The 17,436-nt window shown below is 64.8% G+C and carries 16 protein-coding genes and 1 pseudogene; 3 read left to right on the top strand and 14 right to left on the bottom strand.

The window, feature by feature from the left end:
• Positions 1-59 precede the first annotated feature (59 nt).
• The 5 genes and pseudogenes from OKW38_RS03435 to OKW38_RS03455 form a co-directional block, all read right to left on the bottom strand.
• The gene (locus OKW38_RS03435) at positions 60-395 is read right to left on the bottom strand and encodes a helix-turn-helix domain-containing protein (protein WP_409259726.1); all 336 of its coding nucleotides are present in this window, start codon (positions 393-395) and stop codon (positions 60-62) included.
• An 80-nt stretch (positions 396-475) separates the two neighbouring features.
• On the bottom strand, positions 476-2,431 hold the full coding sequence (locus OKW38_RS03440; protein ID WP_429359976.1) for an ABC transporter ATP-binding protein: 1,956 nt from the start codon (positions 2,429-2,431) through the stop codon (positions 476-478).
• Positions 2,431-3,423, bottom strand: coding sequence for an ABC transporter permease (locus tag OKW38_RS03445; RefSeq protein ID WP_090811125.1), 993 nt, complete (start codon positions 3,421-3,423; stop codon positions 2,431-2,433). The genes OKW38_RS03440 and OKW38_RS03445 overlap by 1 nt, the downstream gene beginning before the upstream one ends.
• The gene (locus tag OKW38_RS03450) at positions 3,420-4,373 is read right to left on the bottom strand and encodes an ABC transporter permease (RefSeq protein ID WP_090811123.1); all 954 of its coding nucleotides are present in this window, start codon (positions 4,371-4,373) and stop codon (positions 3,420-3,422) included. Before OKW38_RS03450 ends, OKW38_RS03445 begins: the two co-directional genes overlap by 4 nt.
• A 132-nt stretch (positions 4,374-4,505) precedes the next feature.
• Positions 4,506-6,087 (bottom strand): annotated as a pseudogene (locus OKW38_RS03455) (ABC transporter substrate-binding protein).
• Between the two features lie 316 nt (positions 6,088-6,403).
• Between OKW38_RS03455 and OKW38_RS03460 the strand changes: the two are divergent.
• The 3 genes from OKW38_RS03460 to OKW38_RS03470 all read left to right on the top strand — a co-directional run bounded on the left by OKW38_RS03460 (position 6,404) and on the right by OKW38_RS03470 (position 9,547).
• Entirely contained in the window at positions 6,404-7,294 is an 891-nt protein-coding gene (locus OKW38_RS03460; protein ID WP_429359978.1) for a GNAT family N-acetyltransferase, read from the top strand.
• 260 nt (positions 7,295-7,554) lie between these two features.
• Entirely contained in the window at positions 7,555-8,955 is a 1,401-nt protein-coding gene (locus tag OKW38_RS03465) for an aspartate aminotransferase family protein (protein ID WP_187630692.1), read from the top strand.
• Positions 8,956-9,043: 88 nt separating this feature from the next.
• Positions 9,044-9,547 (top strand): Lrp/AsnC family transcriptional regulator, encoded by a 504-nt coding sequence (locus tag OKW38_RS03470; RefSeq protein ID WP_090811115.1) that lies wholly within the window; start codon positions 9,044-9,046, stop codon positions 9,545-9,547.
• 93 nt (positions 9,548-9,640) lie between these two features.
• On the opposite strand, the gene OKW38_RS03475 is transcribed toward OKW38_RS03470, so the two are convergent.
• The 9 genes from OKW38_RS03475 to OKW38_RS03515 all read right to left on the bottom strand — a co-directional run bounded on the left by OKW38_RS03475 (position 9,641) and on the right by OKW38_RS03515 (position 17,360).
• The gene (locus OKW38_RS03475; RefSeq protein WP_090811113.1) at positions 9,641-10,042 is read right to left on the bottom strand and encodes a helix-turn-helix domain-containing protein; all 402 of its coding nucleotides are present in this window, start codon (positions 10,040-10,042) and stop codon (positions 9,641-9,643) included.
• 11 nt (positions 10,043-10,053) lie between these two features.
• On the bottom strand, positions 10,054-11,226 hold the full coding sequence (locus tag OKW38_RS03480) for an NAD(P)/FAD-dependent oxidoreductase (RefSeq protein ID WP_429359980.1): 1,173 nt from the start codon (positions 11,224-11,226) through the stop codon (positions 10,054-10,056).
• Positions 11,223-12,599, bottom strand: coding sequence for an FAD-dependent oxidoreductase (locus OKW38_RS03485; RefSeq protein WP_429359982.1), 1,377 nt, complete (start codon positions 12,597-12,599; stop codon positions 11,223-11,225). The genes OKW38_RS03480 and OKW38_RS03485 overlap by 4 nt, the downstream gene beginning before the upstream one ends.
• Positions 12,578-12,889, bottom strand: a complete 312-nt coding sequence (locus tag OKW38_RS03490) for a (2Fe-2S)-binding protein (protein ID WP_184044624.1) — start codon at positions 12,887-12,889, stop codon at positions 12,578-12,580. Before OKW38_RS03490 ends, OKW38_RS03485 begins: the two co-directional genes overlap by 22 nt.
• The gene (locus OKW38_RS03495) at positions 12,886-13,662 is read right to left on the bottom strand and encodes an amino acid ABC transporter ATP-binding protein (protein ID WP_184005824.1); all 777 of its coding nucleotides are present in this window, start codon (positions 13,660-13,662) and stop codon (positions 12,886-12,888) included. Before OKW38_RS03495 ends, OKW38_RS03490 begins: the two co-directional genes overlap by 4 nt.
• Before the next feature lie 18 nt (positions 13,663-13,680).
• Positions 13,681-14,337 (bottom strand): amino acid ABC transporter permease, encoded by a 657-nt coding sequence (locus OKW38_RS03500; RefSeq protein ID WP_018422365.1) that lies wholly within the window; start codon positions 14,335-14,337, stop codon positions 13,681-13,683.
• Positions 14,338-14,451: 114 nt separating this feature from the next.
• The gene (locus OKW38_RS03505; RefSeq protein WP_090811104.1) at positions 14,452-15,255 is read right to left on the bottom strand and encodes an ABC transporter substrate-binding protein; all 804 of its coding nucleotides are present in this window, start codon (positions 15,253-15,255) and stop codon (positions 14,452-14,454) included.
• Positions 15,256-15,332: 77 nt separating this feature from the next.
• Positions 15,333-16,610, bottom strand: a complete 1,278-nt coding sequence (locus tag OKW38_RS03510; RefSeq protein ID WP_429359984.1) for an NAD(P)/FAD-dependent oxidoreductase — start codon at positions 16,608-16,610, stop codon at positions 15,333-15,335.
• A gap of 81 nt (positions 16,611-16,691) precedes the next feature.
• Positions 16,692-17,360 (bottom strand): haloacid dehalogenase type II, encoded by a 669-nt coding sequence (locus OKW38_RS03515; protein ID WP_090811879.1) that lies wholly within the window; start codon positions 17,358-17,360, stop codon positions 16,692-16,694.
• Positions 17,361-17,436 lie beyond the last annotated feature (76 nt).

Raw genomic sequence — 17,436 nt, forward strand, 5'->3', positions numbered from 1 at the left:
GCAGCTCTTTCGCCTACCCCACTGCAACGCGTCCAGCTCATCTCCATCGGCCCCTCGCTTCATCTGAATGCGCTGCCCGATTCTGGCGAAGCAACGAAATGCCCCGGCGTCACGCCGACCGCGCGCCGAAAGTGTCGGCCAAGGTGACTTTGATCGAAAAATCCGACTTCGGCAGCGACCTCACAGGGCGGGACGCCGTCACGCAATAGCCGTTTAGCGTGCTGAATTCGCACCAGACACACATAGCGATGAGGCGAAATACCCACCTCTTTGCGAAACAGGGTGGCGAAGCGCGAAACACTCAGCCCGGCGGTGCCGGCGAGCGTCGCGAGGCTGACGGGCTGCGCGAACGAACTCTCGATAAAAGCCACGGCCCGCCTGATCGCGCGCGACATCGCCACGGTCCTGTCGCCTGCGCAGTCGTAGAAGACTCCGGTCATGTTCTATCCCCTCGCGCTACGTTTTCCTAGCGGCATCAGACCCGCACCGTGCCAGACTGCGCGAGCACGCTCGCCGCAGCAGCACCGTCGGGCGGCCCGCTCTGGTATCGCTCCAGTTCCGCTTCGCTGCGATGGCACAGCACCTGCGCGCCGCTCGCGAGCGTGCGCACGCTCGGCGACGTGCGATTGCAGACACCGTCGATGCGCATCGGGCATCGCGCGAGAAATGTGCAAAGCTCCGGCTCATGAGTCGACTCACCGATCGGCGGCAACGTCTGATGACAACGCTCGCCCGCTTCTTCGAGCCAGCCGGCGCGAAGCTCCGGCGCCGACGACACGAGCAGATGCGAATACGGGTGATACGGCGGCGCCGACAACGCGTCGCGGTTGCCCGTCTCGACGCGGTGCCCCGCGTACAGCACGACGATGTCGTCGCTGATCGCACGCACCTTGGCGATGTCGTGCGTGATGAACAGATATGACACGCCGAGCTTCTTTTGCAGATCGCGCAACAGCTCGAGAATGGCAGCGCCGACCACCGTATCGAGCGCGGACGTGACTTCGTCGCACAGGATCAACTTGGGTTCGGCGGCCAGCGCCCGCGCGAGATTCACGCGCTGTTTCTGCCCGCCCGACAGCTCTCCGGTGCGCCGCTGCGCCAGCTCGGCAGGCAGGCGCACCAGGCCGAGCAGTTCGGCGACGCGGCGCCGCGCGGCCTCGCCCTTCATGCCGTGATAGAACTTCAGCGGACGCGCCAGCGTGCGCTCGACGGTGTGCGTCGGATTAAGCGCGGTGTCGGCGTTCTGGAACACGATCTGGATACAGCGAAACTGTTCGCGGCTGCGGCGGCCGAGGTTGGCGGCGAGCGGCTCACCGTCGAGCAGCAGATTGCCGCGCGCCATCGGCACGAGCCCGGCGATCACCTTCGCGAGCGTCGTCTTGCCCGAACCGGATTCGCCGATCACGCCTACCGTCTGACCACGATCGATCACGAGGTCCACGTCGCGCAGAATGACCTTGTGCGGCCAGCCCTTCGCGTCGGTGCGGCCGTAGCCGGCCGTCAGACCGCGCAGTTCGAGCAGCGGCGTGTTCGGCCGGGCTGCGTCGGGAGCCGCCGAGGTGCAGGCAGTTGGGGCCACGGGCGTCACGGCAGCAATCAGGCTTTGCGTATACGGGTGCGCCGGCGCATGCAGAATCTGTTCAGTGCGGCCCGTTTCGCGGATTTCACCATTGCTTAGCACGACGATGCGATCCGCCATCTGCGCGACCACCGCCAGATCGTGCGATACGTAGACGGCCGTCATTCCGCATTGGCGGATCACGCTGCGAAACGCTTGCAGCACGTCGATCTGCGTGGTGACGTCGAGCGCCGTGGTCGGTTCATCGAGGATCACGAGTTCGGGGTCGGTGATCAGCGCCATCGCCGCCATCAGCCGCTGCAACTGGCCGCCCGACACCTGGTGCGGGTAGCGCCGGCCGATCGTCTCCGGCTCGGGCAGCGCGAGCGCGCGGAACAGTTCGACCGCTTTGGCCCGCGCGGCGCGCTTGCTGAGCGTGCCGTGAATCAGCGCGCTTTCGATCACCTGGTCCATGAGCGGGCGCGCCGGGTTGAACGCCGCGGCCGCGCTTTGCGCGATGTAGGCAACCTTGCGGCCACGCAATCCCGCGAGCGCTTTCGGCGAGAGCCCGAGCACGTCGGTGTCGCCCACCCGGATCGCGCCGCCCGCGATGCGGCAGCCGCTGCGTGCATGGCCCATCAGCGACAGTGCAATCGTGGTTTTGCCCGAGCCCGACTCGCCGATCAATGCGAGCACCTCGCCGCGCGCAATCTCGAAGTCGATGTCATGCACGATCGTCGTATCCGGCTCGCCGGGCCGGCTTCCCACCACGCGCAGGCCTCGTACCTCGACCAGATTCGATGGGGGTAGCGGCGCGGTCCTCGAGATGGTCTCAAAGGCCGCGTGAGCACGTCTGAAAAAGGGTGCCTTCATCAGTGGCCTCCATCGGCATCAGGCATGCCCTTGCGGCGGCCATGATGCGGCAGTCCGTCGATCAGCAGGTTCACGCCGACCGTGAGGATCGCGATTGCGATCGCGGGCAGGATCACGACCGGCACGCCTTCACCGAGGCCGGCGATGTTCTCGCGTACCAGCGAACCGAGATCGGCATACGGCGGCTGCACGCCGAGACCGAGAAAGCTCAGGCTGCTCAATAGCAGCACGACGAAAGTGAAGCGCAGTCCGGTGTCGGCGAGGATCGGATGAATCATGTTCGGCAGCATCTCGAAGCACGCGATGTAGAGCGCGCTTTCGCCGCGCGCCCGCGCGACCTGCACGTATTCGAGCGTGCCGATATTGACCGCCAGCGAGCGGGCGATCCGGTACGAGCCCGGCATGTAGCTGATCGCCGCGGTCACGATCAGCAACGGCAGTGACGAGCCGAACGCGGCGACGATCATCAGCGCGAACATCTTCGACGGGATCGACGTCACCGCATCGAGCAGCCGGCTCATGGTTTCGTCGATACGGCGGCCGGCCACGGCCGCCAGCAGTCCCAGCATGGTCCCCGTGAGCGCCGCGAGCAGCGCCGCCGCCAGCGCGAGCACGACCGTCAGGCGCATCCCGTAGATGATGCGGGTCAACATGTCGCGACCCAGGTAGTCGGAGCCGAACGGCAGCTTCGCGCTGAAGCCCGCGAATACGTCAGGCGTGAGGATCGCGCCGATCGAATGCGGCGCGAGCCACGGTGCGAACGCCGCGACGAACAACGCGCAACTGACCATCGCCAGGCCGATCCAGCCGCCGGTCGACAGGTTCATGCGTTGCGCGAGGCTGCGGCGGCGCACCGGTCGAGGCGCCGGGCCTCCGCCGCCGCCCCAGGACCGCGCGGGATCGGCGCCCTCCGGCATCATGCTGCTGCGTTGCACCGGTTCGAGCGCACCGAGCCGGTGAGGCGCATCGGAAGAAGGTCGAAGAATCGTCATGTCCGCAGCCTCGGGTTCGAGATGATGGCGCACAGGTCGGCTAGCAGCACGAGCAGCAGATAGCCGAGGCAGAACAGCAGCGTGCAGGCCTGTACGAGCGGGAAGTCGCGGTTGCTGACCGCGTCGACCATCAGGCTGGCGAGGCCCGGGTAGTTGAAGATGGTCTCGACGACGATCACGCCGCCAAGCAGATAAGACAGGCTCAGCGCGATTGCATTGGCGATCGGGCCGATCGCATTCGGCAGTGCGTGGCGCAGTACGATGCGGGCGGGGCTCGCGCCCTTGAGCATCGCCATTTCCACATACGAAGAACTGAGTTGCTCGATCACCGCGGCGCGTGTCATGCGGGCCATCTGCGCGATCACGACCGCGCACAGCGTGACGACCGGCATCGCATACGCGCGCAGAAAGTCGTGCAGGCTCTCGATCTCACCGCTGTACGACAGCGCCGACAGCCAGTGCAGCTTGACGGCCAGCACCAGCACCGCCAGCGTCGCGATCAGGAACTCGGGCGTGGCGACCAGCGACAGCGTACCGAGGCTCACGATCCGATCGATCAGCGAGTCGCGCTTGACTGCCGCGAGAATGCCCGCCGACACCGCGATCGGCACCGACACCCCGGTGGTGATCGCCGCGAGGGTCAGCGACTTCGGCAGGCGCCCTTCGATCATCTCGGACACCGGCAGATTGCTCGACAGCGACACGCCAAAGTTCGCGTGCAGCAGACCGACGAGCCAATGGAAGTACCGCAGGTATGCCGGCTGGTCGAGGCCGAACTGCAGCCGCAGCGCCGCGACCGTATCCGCCGTCGCCGACTGGCCGAGTGCGGCCTGCGCGGCATCGCCCGGCAACAGGTTGGTGATCACGAAGATGATGATCGAGACAATCAGCAGCGTCAGCGCAGTGACGGCGACGCGCCGGCCGATCAACTGGGCGATATTCCCGTTCATGGGCATGAGCTCCTCGGTTAGGCTGCGCGACACGGCGAGTCATACATGAGCCGTGCCGCTCGGGCGCGCTGCGGCTGCCTGCCGCGAGCGGCGCGGCGGGGGCCACCCGCCGCGTCCGGGCGCTTCAGCGGGTCACGCGTTCCACCACACGTACTCGGCGAAGTTGAAGCCCATCATCGCGCCGGTAGGCACGGGCTGGAGCCCTTGCAAGTGCTTGTCGTTCGCGTCGAGCAGGCTCAGGAAGGTCGGGATGCCAATGCCGCCCTGCTCCGATACCAGCACCTGCATGTCGCCGTACATCTGCTTGCGCTTCGCATCGTCGGTTTCCGAGCGGGCCGCGGCCAGCAACTGGTCGAACTTCGGGTTGTTCCAGCCCGACTCGTTCCACGGGGCGTCCGACTTGAAGAACTGCGTGAACAGCACATCGGCGCTCGAGCGCGGATTGACGTTGCCGAACCCGAGCGGATGCTTCATCCAGTGCGTCGACCAGTAACCATCCGCCGGCACGCGGTTGATCTCCAGGTTCACGCCGATCTTCGCGGCGGACTGCTGCAGCAGCACACCCATCTCGATCGAGCCGTTCGCATCGGTGGTCGCATAGATCGGCGGCAGCGTCGTACCGATAGCTCCGGCTTTCTGGAAGTGGAACTTCGCCTTGTCCGGGTCGTGGGGACGCTGCGGCAGCGACGCATTGAAGTAGCGGTGTCCGGGCGGAATCGGCTGATCGTTGCCGATCACCGCATAACCGCGAAACACCGCCGAGCGGATCTGCTCACGGTCGAACAGATACTTCATGCCCTGCACGAAATCGGGGTTGCCCGTCAGCGGGTTGTCGCGGCGCATGATCAGATCGGTATAGAGGCCCGACTTGGTCTCGCGCACCTCGTAGCCCGGCGTCGCGGCAATGCGCTGCGTCGCGCGCGGATCGACGGAATTGATCAGGTGAACATCGCCGGACAGCAGCGCATTCACCCGTGCCGAGTTATCGCCGATACCGATCAGTTCGATCTGGTCGAGGTAAGGGCCGCCGCCGGTCTTCCAGAAACTGTCGTTACGGATGCCGACGGTCGAAACGCCGGGCTTGAACGTCTTCAGCTTGTACGGGCCGGTGCCGACGGCCGTCGTGAAGTCCGTCGTGCCGTCCTTGATGATCACGAATTGCGGCGTGGCAAGAATCACCGGCAGGTCCGCGTTGGCGCGAAACGAGCGTCAGCGTGACTTCGTTGGGACCGGTCTGCTTCGCCTCCACGAACTGATCGGCCAGCGTCTTCACCTTCGACGCCGTTGCCGGATTCTTGTGACGCATCAGCGAGTAGACGACATCGGCGGGCGCGAGTGGCTTGCCGTCGTGGAACGTGACGCCTTTGCGCAGTTTGATCACCCACACTTTCGCGTCGCTGGTATCGATCGATTCGGCGAGATTCATCCTCGGCGTCAGCGACGAATCGAGCTGCGTCAGGCTGCTATAGAACATGAAGAAGCGGATGTAATCGGAGCCTGCCGAACCCTTGGCCGGGTCGAGCGTATCCGCGGTCGAGGATGCGTCGTAGGCCACCCGGATCTTGCCGCCTTTCTTCGGCATGGGTGCCGCGAATGCCGGGCGAGCCCCCGCCAGCAGACCTCCCGCGCCGGTGGCAAGGATGCCGCCGGCGGCCAGCAAACGCATCATGTCACGGCGGCTGAAGCCGCCCGTTTTGATTGGGTCGTCGTACATGCAACTGCTCCTCACTCGGGATTGAACGCGGGGTATCCAGCATTGGTGTTCGACGGCGCTCCGCGTGCTGGTCGCGGCGCGGTGGCATTGCATGAATCGATTTAAGCACTGCAAAAAATGGCGTTGATCGCGTATCGGTGGACTCGACCATTCGAAAACATGGTTTTGAGTGGTCAAAACAGCATGATTTGCCGCTCCTGGCGTTGACCCTGATGTTCTGGACAGGACGCCCCCCCCACGATGAGAAGTTCGTACTAGTCAATCACCGGGCAACGTGCAACAGTCGCGGCACGGCCGACTATTCACGGAGCGCCCCGTGTCCGATCCAACGCCTCACGCACGTTTCACCTACAGACGCCTGACAGCCGACGACATCCCTGCCGCTCAACGCCTGTCCGCCGCGATTGGCTGGCCGCATCGCCGTGAAGATTGGCGGTTCTCGGCGCGCACCGGGATCGGCTTCATCGCCGAGACGGCGGGCGCGCTGGTCGGCACCGTGGTCTGCTGGAAGTTCGGCGCGGATCAGGCGACGCTGGGCATGCTGATCGTCGCGCCGGAGCATCGCGGCGTGGGTATCGGCCGCACGTTGCTCGCGCACGCGCTCGACGAGCTTGGCAAGCGTGACATCACGCTCTATGCGACCGAGGCTGGCCAGCCGTTGTGCGACGCGCTCGGCTTCGAGCGCTGCGGCGCCCTCGACCAGATGCAGGGTGCAGCGTTCCGGCCGCCGCTCGTTGCGCTGCCCGCCAACGAGCGGCTGCGCCCGCTCGGGACGAGCGACGCGCAGCAACTCGTCGCGCTCGAATCACGCGCTAGCGGCCTCGATCGCAGCCACGTACTGCCGCCGCTGCTCGATCTGGCCGACGGTATCGCGCTCGATCGCGACGGCGAACTGCTCGGCTTCTCGCTGTTCCGCCGCTTCGGACGCGGCTTCGTGATCGGCCCCGTCGTCGCCAGCGCGTTTCCCGACGCCGTGCGGGCCAAGGCGCTGATCAGCCATTGGCTCGCGCTGAACGAAGGCGCGCTGGTGCGCATCGACGTGCCGCACGGGCACGGCCTGCGCGAGTGGCTAACCGGCCTCGGTCTCGCACGCTCGGAGACGGTCGTGAAGATGCGCCGGCTTGCATCCGCGCAAGCCGATGGCGAGTCGAGCCGCGCCGACCCGGGGCTGCATCAGTATGCGGTGATCGCGCAGTCGCTCACCTGAGCCAGGTGAAGCCACGCTGAACCTGAACCCGCTGCACCGCGGCGCCTCTCTCTTCCACACGCAAACACGCTCGCTCATGCACGGCAGCGTTGGGGTTCGCCCTGCTATTAAGCACACGCAGCAGAAAATGCTGTCTGCAGGGTGAAAAACGCTGCGTCGACGCTCTTTAGGCTTTTTTTTGGCTGAACGACACGCATACGGCTGTCGCTACTATCGAGGGGTGACTCTTACCTGATCGCCACGTGCGGGGAACCACCATCATGTCAAACTCATCGCTGATCGACGCCGACCGCAAGCACCTGATTCACCCGGTCATCAACTATCGCGCGCACGAAGCGCGCGGCACCACCGTACTCGAATCCGGCCAGGGCGCGTATCTGCGCGATATCGACGGCAATGAACTGCTCGACGCATTTGCGGGCCTGTGGTGCGTGAACGTGGGTTACGGCCAGCAGAGCATCGTCGAAGCGGCGACGCGCCAGATGACGAAGCTGCCCTACGCGACCACCTACTTCCACTTCTCGTCGGAACCCGCGATCGAACTGGCCGAAAAACTGGTGTCGCTTGCGCCCGCTTCGCTGCAGCACGTCTATTTCACGCTCGGCGGCTCCGATGCGATCGACTCCGCGATACGCTTCATTACGCATTACTTCAATGCAACGGGGCGCCCGGCGAAAAAGCAGATGATCGCGCTCGAACGTGGCTATCACGGATCGTCGTCGGTCGGCGCGGGGCTCACTGCGCTGCCCGCGTTCCACCGCAACTTCGACCTGCCGCTGCCGCACCAGCACCATCTGCCGTCGCCGTATGCGTACCGTCAGCCGCAAGGCAGTGACGCGCAAGCGCTGATCGCCGCATCCGTCGCCGCGCTCGAAGCGAAAGTCGCGTCACTCGGGGCGGAGAACGTCGCCGCGTTCTTCTGCGAGCCGATCCAGGGTTCGGGCGGCGTGATCGTGCCGCCGGTCGGCTGGTTAAAGGCGATGCGCGACGCGTGCCGTCGCCTCGACATCCTGTTCGTCGCCGACGAGGTCATCACGGGCTTCGGTCGTACCGGCCCGCTCTTCGCGTGCGAGGCCGAACAGGTCGAGCCGGATCTGATGACGGTGGCGAAGGGGCTGACCTCCGGTTATGCGCCGATGGGCGCGGTGCTGATGTCCGACGAAATCTACCAGGGCATTGCAGGCGATGCGCGCGATACCGCGGTCGTCGGTCACGGTCAGACCTACTCCGCGCATCCGGTGAGCGCCGCCATCGGACTCGAAGTACTGCGGCTCTATCAGGAGGGCGGTCTGCTCGCGAACGGCATCGCGCAGGCACCGCGCTTTGCCGCCGGGCTCGACGCGCTGCTCGCTCATCCGCTGGTGGGCGACTCGCGTCATCGCGGGCTGCTCGGCGCGCTGGAACTGGTCGCGGACAAGAACTCGCGGGCACGCTTCGATCCGTCGCTGAAGCTGCCGGACCGGATCACGGCCGCAGCCTACCGCAACCGCCTCGTGTTCCGCGCATTCGGCGACAGCATTCTCGGTTTCGCGCCCGCGCTGTGCTTCGGCGAGGCCGAGTTCGAACAACTGTTCGGCCGTCTGCGGCGCACGCTCGACGACGTGCTCGAGCAGGCGGAGGTGCGTGCCGCATTGCGCGGCGCGAGCCGCGCGGCCGCCTGAGCGCGTGATAACATCGGCCTGCGCGTTGCTTGACCAAGGCGAAGCGCAACGAAGCGAAAAGCAGAACCTTCGACGGGCAGACCGATACATGACGACAAGCGGCGACACGAAGCTGGACCGGATCGACCTGCGTATTCTTTCGCAACTCCAGAAGAAAGGCCGTATCACGAACGTCGAGCTTGCGGACGCCGTGGGGCTCTCGCCGAGCCCCTGTCTGATTCGCGTGAAAAGGCTTGAAAAGGCCGGCTATATCGTCGGCTACGGCGCACATATCCAACTGCAGAAACTCGGTGACGTGCAGATCGTGTTCACCGAGGTCACGCTCGCCGACCATCGTCGCGAAGACTTCGCCAAGTTCGAGGCGGCGATCCGTCCTGTGGACGAGATCATTGAATGCCATCTGGCGAGCGGCGGCTACGATTACCTGCTGAAGTTCGTCACGCGCAGCGTCAATCATTATCAGAGCGTGATCGAAGGGCTGCTGGAGCGGGACATCGGCATCGAGAAGTATTTCAGCTACGTCATCATCAAGACGCCATTCGTGAAATCCGAATACCCGCTGGAAACGCTCTTCTCGCAGCAGCATCAATGAAGCGGTGATGGTTTCGGCTACGCGCAGCCGGCCCGATCGGGTCGAATGCGTTCGAGGCCACCGGCGCGACGCCGGTGGCCTGTCGACTTGCAGTCAACCATTCGCGCTCAGCCATTCCCCCGGCGTTCTGCCAAGCACACGTTTGAAGTGCCGGCATAGATGGCTTTGATCGAAGAAGCCCACCTCGGTCGCCACGATCGACGGCGGCAAGCCTCGTCGCAACAGGCACTGCGCATGCCGTACGCGCACTAGCCGCACATATTGCTGCGGCGACACGCCAATCTCCGCGCTGAAGCGCACCGCAAACCTCGAAATGCTCAACTGCGCGACGGCCGCCAGTTCGGACAGGCTGATTGGCTCGGCGAAACAGGCATCGATGAAGTCGAGCGCACGCTGCACGGCGCGGCTCACGCGATTCGGCGCGCGCGTCGGATGACGGCTCGCGCCCGCAAGCTCGGGCGCGGATGATGATGAGGTTGGGCTCAGGCTCAGCATCGACGCTCCGCTCACGCAACGCGCGACGTGGGCGGCACTGTCGGTGCCGTCTCCCGACTGGCCGCGAAGCGGCGGATGTCGAACGGCTCGAGCGGCGTGCTGGTGGCGCCGGTGTCGATCAGTTCGGCCATCGTGTCGCCTACGCCCGGACCAAGCTGAAAACCGTGGCCGCAAAAACCGAACGCATAGAACAGGCCGCCGGTCGTCCCGCTTGCGCCCATGATCGGCTTGTCATCGGGCATATAGCCCTCCACGCCGCTCCACACCCGGATGATGCTCAGCTTGCGCAGCATCGGCGCGACCCGCTGCAGCTGTCTGAACTGCAGCAACGTGCTTGACGGGAGAACCTTCGCGCGGCGTTCGTCGAGATACGCAGGCGCACGCGCGCAGCCGCCGATCACGATATTGCCGCGCGCGACCTGGCGGAAATACACCACCTCTTCGATCTGCGGCGACGACACGCCGACCACCGGCTGGATCGCATACGGCACGGGTTCGGTAACGGCCATCTGTGGACCGTTGACGGCGATCGGCACCGCTTCGCCGAATTGCTCCGACAGCAGGTTGCCCCACGCACCCGCCGTGATCAGCAGCACGGGCGCATGGAACGTGCGGCCGTCGGCGCTCGTCGCGCGAAACTCGGCGCCCTCTTTTTCCACCGTCACGACATCGCAGTTTTCGACGATCCGCGCACCGAGCCGAGCCGCGGCGCGGGCGAACGCGGGCGCCGCGAGGCGCGGATTCGCGTGCCCGTCCATCTGCGAATAGGAGCCCGCCAGCACCTCCGCACCGAGAAACGGAAACCGCGCGCGCAGCGCGTCGCCGCGCAACAGGTCGAGCTTGAGACCGTAGTGCGCGGCCTCCTTCGCATAGGTTTCGAACTGGTCGGCCTGCTCTTCGCGATAACAGACGCGGACATGGCCCGACATCAGAAACTCGGCGTCGTGCTGGATCAATTCCGGCAGACGCCCCCAGATTTCGCGCGAACGGTTCGCCAGCGGCAACTGCGGCAGAAACCGCCCTTGACGGCGCACGTTACCGAAGTTGGTGCCGCTCGCCTGCTGCCCGACGAGCTGGCGCTCGAGCAGGATCACCGAGCGGCCCCGCTGCCTCAGAAAAAATGCGGCGGACGCACCCATGAACCCGCCGCCCACGATCAGAACATCGGCTTGTGCACGGTTCACTCGGTATCCTCCACGGTTGCAATGGCCAGCGGCTTGACCGGCGCCTGTCCACGAAGTCTGCCAACCTGCTCGAGCGGCACGTTCGCCGCCGCCGCGATCACCTCCGCACCCGCATGGCCGCAGTAACGTCCCTGACAGCGCCCCATACCGACACGGCTAAAGGCCTTGGCACGGTTCGCTTCCTGCGCGCCTTCATCGCGCACCACGCGGCGCAGTTCGCCCGCGGTGATGCCTTCGCACCGGCAAACGATCGTATCGTCGGAAAGACGCGCCGCCTGCGCGGCAGGCCACGCAAACGCCTCTGCCAGACCCAGCCGGAAGCGATCCATTTTGCGCTGTTCACGCGTCAACGCGTCGAGCGTGGTCGCCGCGACGGGCCGCCCGAGATCGCTCAGCGCGGCGTGGGCCGCGAGCCGTCCGGCGACCTCGGCGCCGTCCGCGCCGAGCACGCGCGCGCCATCGCCCGCAATATAGACGCCCTTTTCGCTACTGCGACCGAGTTCGTCGATTTGCGGCACCCATTGCCGCGTGATCGCGTCGAAACGGAACGCACAGCGCGCGAGATCGGCAAGCTGGGTTTCCGGCCGCAGGTGATAGCCGAGACCGACCGCGTCGCATTCGACCTGCGCGACGTTGCCGCGCGCATCGCGAAAGCGTACGCCAAGCACGCCGTCGTCCGGAGTGCCGAGAATTTCGAGCGGCTCGATGCCGTTTTCCACCCGCACGCCTGAGCGCTTCAACGCGCTCACGAGCGCGCGGCCCTTGCGCAATACGTCGACGCGCGCCAGCAATTTGGGCAGCGCGCGCAAGCGCGCACCGGTCTTCGACGTGTCGAGTACTGCCGCTACCCTGGCACCCGCCTGCACATACTGGTTCGCGACCAGATACAGCAATGGGCCGGTACCCATGAAAACGACCTGACGGCCAATCGCGCAGGCCTGCGACTTCAGCGCGATCTGCGCGGCACCGAGGCTGTAGGTACCGGCGAACTGCCAGCCTTTGACCGGCATCAACCGGTCGGTCGCGCCGGGGCACAGGATCAGCGCGTCGTAGCGCAACACGCTCGCGTGTCCTTCATGCACGATATGCAGCTTGCCTTGCGCGACGTTCCACGCCAGCGTCTGCGGACGGTAATCGATCTGCGGGCGCAGTCGCTCGAAAGTTCGATGGAGGTTCTCCGCGCGCGCGGCTTCCGTGCCGTACAGCTTCGAATACGGCCGCGTGAAGCCATCGGGCTGACGCCGGTAGATCTGGCCGCCATCGCGCCTGCCTTCGTCGACGACGATCGGGCGGATGCCGGCCGCCAGCAGCGTTTGCGCGCAGCGCACCCCTGCAGGCCCTGCGCCGACGATTACGATGCGAGGTTCGGCCATTGCGCCTCCGGTTGCGTCGTGACGACGCGCATGCCTGCTTCGACCACCGTGGTGCAGGCGCGCAGCCGCTCGCCGTCCGCGGTCCATACCCAGCAGTCCTGACACGCGCCCATCAGGCAAAAGCCCGCGCGTTGTTCCGCGCCGAACTCGGACTGCCGCACATGCCGCACCGAGCACAGCATCGCAGTGAGCAGCGTGTCGCCGGCCAGCGCTTCGACCGGCGCGCCGTTGATCGTCAGTTCGACTTTGGCGCGAACCGTCTCGCCTACGCGTACGAATCTGCCGTTCATGCCGCGGCTCCTGCCATACCGTCGGGCGCGACGTGAGCGTCGCTGCGATTGGTCAGCACGTGGCGCAGGAACTCGCGGGTGCGCGCCTCGCGCGGCGAGCCCAGCACCTGCTGCGCCGTGCCCTCCTCGATGATGAGTCCCGCGTGCAGAAAACACACCCGGTCTGCCACCTCACGCGCAAAGCCCATTTCGTGGGTGACCACCAGCATCGTCATGCCTTCCCGTGCGAGGGTGCGCATCACGCCGAGCACTTCGCCGACCAGTTCTGGATCGAGCGCCGAGGTCGGCTCGTCGAACAGGATCGCCTTCGGCTTCATCGCGAGCGAGCGCGCAATCGCCACCCGTTGCTGCTGCCCGCCCGAAAGCTGATGAGGATAGGCGTGCAGCTTGTGGCCGAGCCCCACCTTGTCGAGCAGTTCAGACGCTTCGCGTTGCGCGTCCGCGCGCGCGAGGCGCTTGACATGCACCGGCCCTTCCATCACGTTCTCGAGCGCCGTACGGTGCGGGAACAGGTTGAAGCGCTGAAACACCATGCCGACCTGGGTGCGCAACTGGTTGATGTTACGCGCGCGCTGTTCGACGCGCTCGCCGAGCAGACGAATTTCGCCTTCGTCGTATGACTCCAGCGCGTTAATGCAGCGCAGCAGGGTTGACTTTCCCGAGCCCGACGCACCGATCAGGCAGACCACTTCGCCCTGGCGGACGTTGAGCGAAATGCCCTTGAGAACGGGTACGGTGCCAAAGCTCTTGTGCACATTCGTGATTTCGATCATCGCATCCTCACTTCGCACTTATCTCGCCCTGTGCCGACCGAAACGTCGTTCAAGCGTGCGGGTCATGCTCATCAGCGGCAAGCTCATCGCGAGATAGCCGAGCGCGACGAGCGTATATACCGTCAGATTCTGAAACGTCGACGACGCGATCAGTTGGCCTTCGCGCGTCATTTCGGCGACCGTGATGGTCGACGCGAGCGATGAATCCTTCAGCATCATCACGAGCGTGTTGCTGTACGGCGGCAGCGCGACCTTGATCGCCTGCGGCAGGATCACCCGTATCATCGTCTTCACGCGGCCCATGCCGATCGACTGCGCGGCTTCGTACTGGCCTGGATCGACTGCCTCGATACCCGCCCGGAAAATTTCCGCGACGTAAGTCGAGTAACCGAAACCAAGCCCAATGATGCTGGCTTGCAGCGCCGACACCTGGATGTGGATTTCCGGCAGCACGAAGTAGATGTAGAACAGCAGCACGATCATCGGCAGGCCGCGCACGACGTTGATCATCGTGCTCACACCGCGTACGACGAGGGGATAGCGCGACATCTTCAGCAATGCCCAGGTCAGGCCGAGCACGGTGCTCAACACCAGACAACCCAGCGTGATGACGATGCTCATCACCGCGCCTTGCAGCAAAATCGGTACAAAGTCGGCTATATCTTGCCAGTGCATGTCGTGCCTTCCATTGCTCTTCGTATTCGTTCAGTCCGCCGCGCCGCTGCGCGACGGACCTGGCAGGACGAGTCCCGCGTCGCCGCGGGCACGGCTCTTTTCACGCGAAGCCAATCAGCTCACCAGGTGCCACTTTTTGAGGATCGCGTCGAGCGTGCCGTCGGCCTTCATCTTCGTCAGCGCGTCGTTGATCTTCGCCATCAGCGCGCTATTGCCCTTCTTCACCGCGATCGCGATGTCGAACTTTTCCATCGGCACATACGCGTCGTCGACCCGCGTCCCCGCCATCGCGCCCGCTGCTTCCTGGGCCTTCAGGATCGGATAGTCGTTGAAGCCCGCGACGATGCGGCCAAGCGCGACATCGCGCGTCATGTCGGCGGGGCTGTCGTACATCTTCACTTCGGTGAAGATGCCGAGTTTCTTCAACTGATCGCCGTAGTCGGTACCGGTCGGCGCCCCGACCGTCATGCCCTTCAGGTCCTGCACCGAGTGATAGACCGCCTTGTTCGTGTCCTTCACGATGATGCCTTCGCCAAACGCCGTCACCGGCTGCGAGAAATCGACCACTTCGGCGCGCTTCGGCGTCGGCGTCATGCCGGCAACGATGATGTCGATCTTGCCCGATACCACCGACTGGATCAGCGCCGAGAACGGCACCGCGTCGTACGACACGTTAAAGTTTTCGCGCTTGCCGATCTCCTTGACGACATCCGGCATCAGGCCTTCGATCTGCTGTGTCTTCACGTTCATGAACGTGGTCGGCGCGCTCGACGGCGGCGAGCCGGCGGTGAGCGTCGCCGTTTCGGCAGCGTGGGCGGCGCCGAACATCATCGTCATCGCGAGGCCCGCGCCGGCGGCAAAGCGCTGCACAGTGTTGAAGCGGACGGCGGCTGCAGGCTGGAACATGAAACGCAACATGGGGATTTCCTCTGGGAATAGTGATTTTCAATCTATGCGCTGCCCGACCATCTAACGGTAGCGATCAGTCGATCCATTCAATGCAGTACATCCTGCAACCTGTAATACGCGCCGACGAGCGGCAGAAACCACGCGCGTCCAAAGTGTCCTGGAATCGCGGGCCATTCGAGCGTTCGCCACGGATTGCGCGAGGCGGCGCCGAACATCACGTCGGCCATCAGACGACCCATGTGCACGGACATCTGCACACCGTGGCCGCTGTAGCCCATTGAATAGAACAGTCCTTCATGCTGGCCTGCGCGCGGCAGCCGGTCGGCCGTCATGTCGACGAGGCCGCCCCAGCAATAATCGATGCGCACGTCGGCAAGTTGCGGGAAATAGCACGCGAGCCCATCACGCAGAATCCGCCCGCTTTTCTCGTCCGAACGCGGATTCGACATCGCGAAGCGCGCGCGGCCGCCGAACAGCAGACGCTCGTCCGGCGTCGCACGAAAATAGTTGCCGATGTTCAGCGTCGTCACATACGAGCGGCGCGTCGGCAACACCGCATCGAGGCGCGCCTTGCCCAGCGGCTCGGTTGCGACGATGAAGCTGCCGACGGGCGCGATGCGGCGCCGGAACCATTGCAGCGGACCGACCTGCGACGCACCGGTGGCAATCAGCACGCGCTCGGCGCGTACCGTCCCGAGCGGACACTGCACGTCGAACGCGTTGCCGCCGAGCGGCTTGAGGTTCGTCACCGGCGTGTTCTCGTAGATCTGCGCCCCACGCCGTGCGGCTGCCGTGCCGAGACCCACGCCGAATTTGCCCATGTGCATCTGCATGCCGTTGTGTTGCACGAGGCCGCCGAAAAAGCTGTCCGACCCGATCTCGTTGCGAATCTGCTCGGGCGGCACGAGTTCGACATCGGAATCGACTTCGCGCCGCAACACCTCGTACGACTTCGCGAGCGACGCGAAATGCTGCGGTTTCGCGGCGAGTTTGATCTTCCCGGAGTGGCGCAGATCGCAATCGATCTGCTCCTCCCCGATGATCGTTTTCACCGTTTCGACGGCGCCGGCATACGCACGGTAGAACTCGGACGCGCGTTCGCTGCCGATGCGCGCGGACAACGCGGCGTAGTCCTGCGCGACGCCCGTATTGCAATGGCCGCCGTTACGGCCCGATGCCTGCGCCGCGAGTCGACCCGCCTCGAACACGATCACCGACATGCCACGTTTGGCCAGCTCCAACGCAGCCGACAGCCCGGTGAAGCCGCCGCCGACCACCGCAACGTCCACCCGCTGCGGTAGCGGACCCTGGGCGCCGCTGGTAAAGCGTGGCGCAGTGTCGAGCCAGTAGGAGTCGAGCTTCATCGTGATGCGTTCCTGTCGGTTGGTTGCGCCGCTTTCAGCGGCGCGCGGGAAGCGATGTCGTGAGAAGGCCGGACGTGCGAATCAGAGGCCGAGCAGCGATGCCAGTTGCGGGATGCCCGACACTTCGTTGACGCCGTAATACGGGTTCAGCGGCTCGTGACCGCGGTTGACGAACGCCTTGTGTTTGATGCCCATGTCGTACGCGGTCATCAGGTCATAGCGGAAGCTCGACGACACATGCAGCACGTCTTCCGGATTGCAGTCCAGTTGCGAGAACATGTACTCGAAGGCTTTCTGCAGCGGCTTGTACGCCTGTGCCTGCTGGGCGGTGTAGACCTTGTGGAACGGCGCGCCGAGCTTGTCGACGTTGCTGTGGATCTGGTCGTTCGACGCATTCGACAGGATCACGAGCTTGTACTTCGAGGCCAGTCGCGACAGCCCTTCCGGCACGTCCGCGTGCGGGCCCCAGCTCGGCACAGCCTCGTAGATCTTCAGCGCGGTCGCTTCGTCGAACGGCACGCCGGTGCGTTCGCAGGTGCGGCGCACCGAGTTCACGACCACGTCGCGATAGGGCTTCCATGCGCCCAGCACTTCGTCGAGGCGGTAGCCACGGAAGAACTCGACAAACTCATCCATCTTCGCCTTGTCCAGCTTGTCGCCGTAAAGCTCGCGCGCGGTCTGGCCCATCTGGAAGTTGGTCAGCGTGCCATAGCAGTCGAAAGTGATGTACTTCGGCTCGAAATCGATCATGGTCAACATCCTGTCGTCGTGGCGAACCTGGTTGCAGGCTCGGGGTTCAGTTTCGGGTTGAATCAGTGCGGTTGAT

Source organism: Paraburkholderia sp. MM5496-R1 (assembly GCF_050436205.1).
Taxonomy (GTDB): Bacteria; Pseudomonadota; Gammaproteobacteria; order Burkholderiales; family Burkholderiaceae; genus Paraburkholderia; species Paraburkholderia tuberum.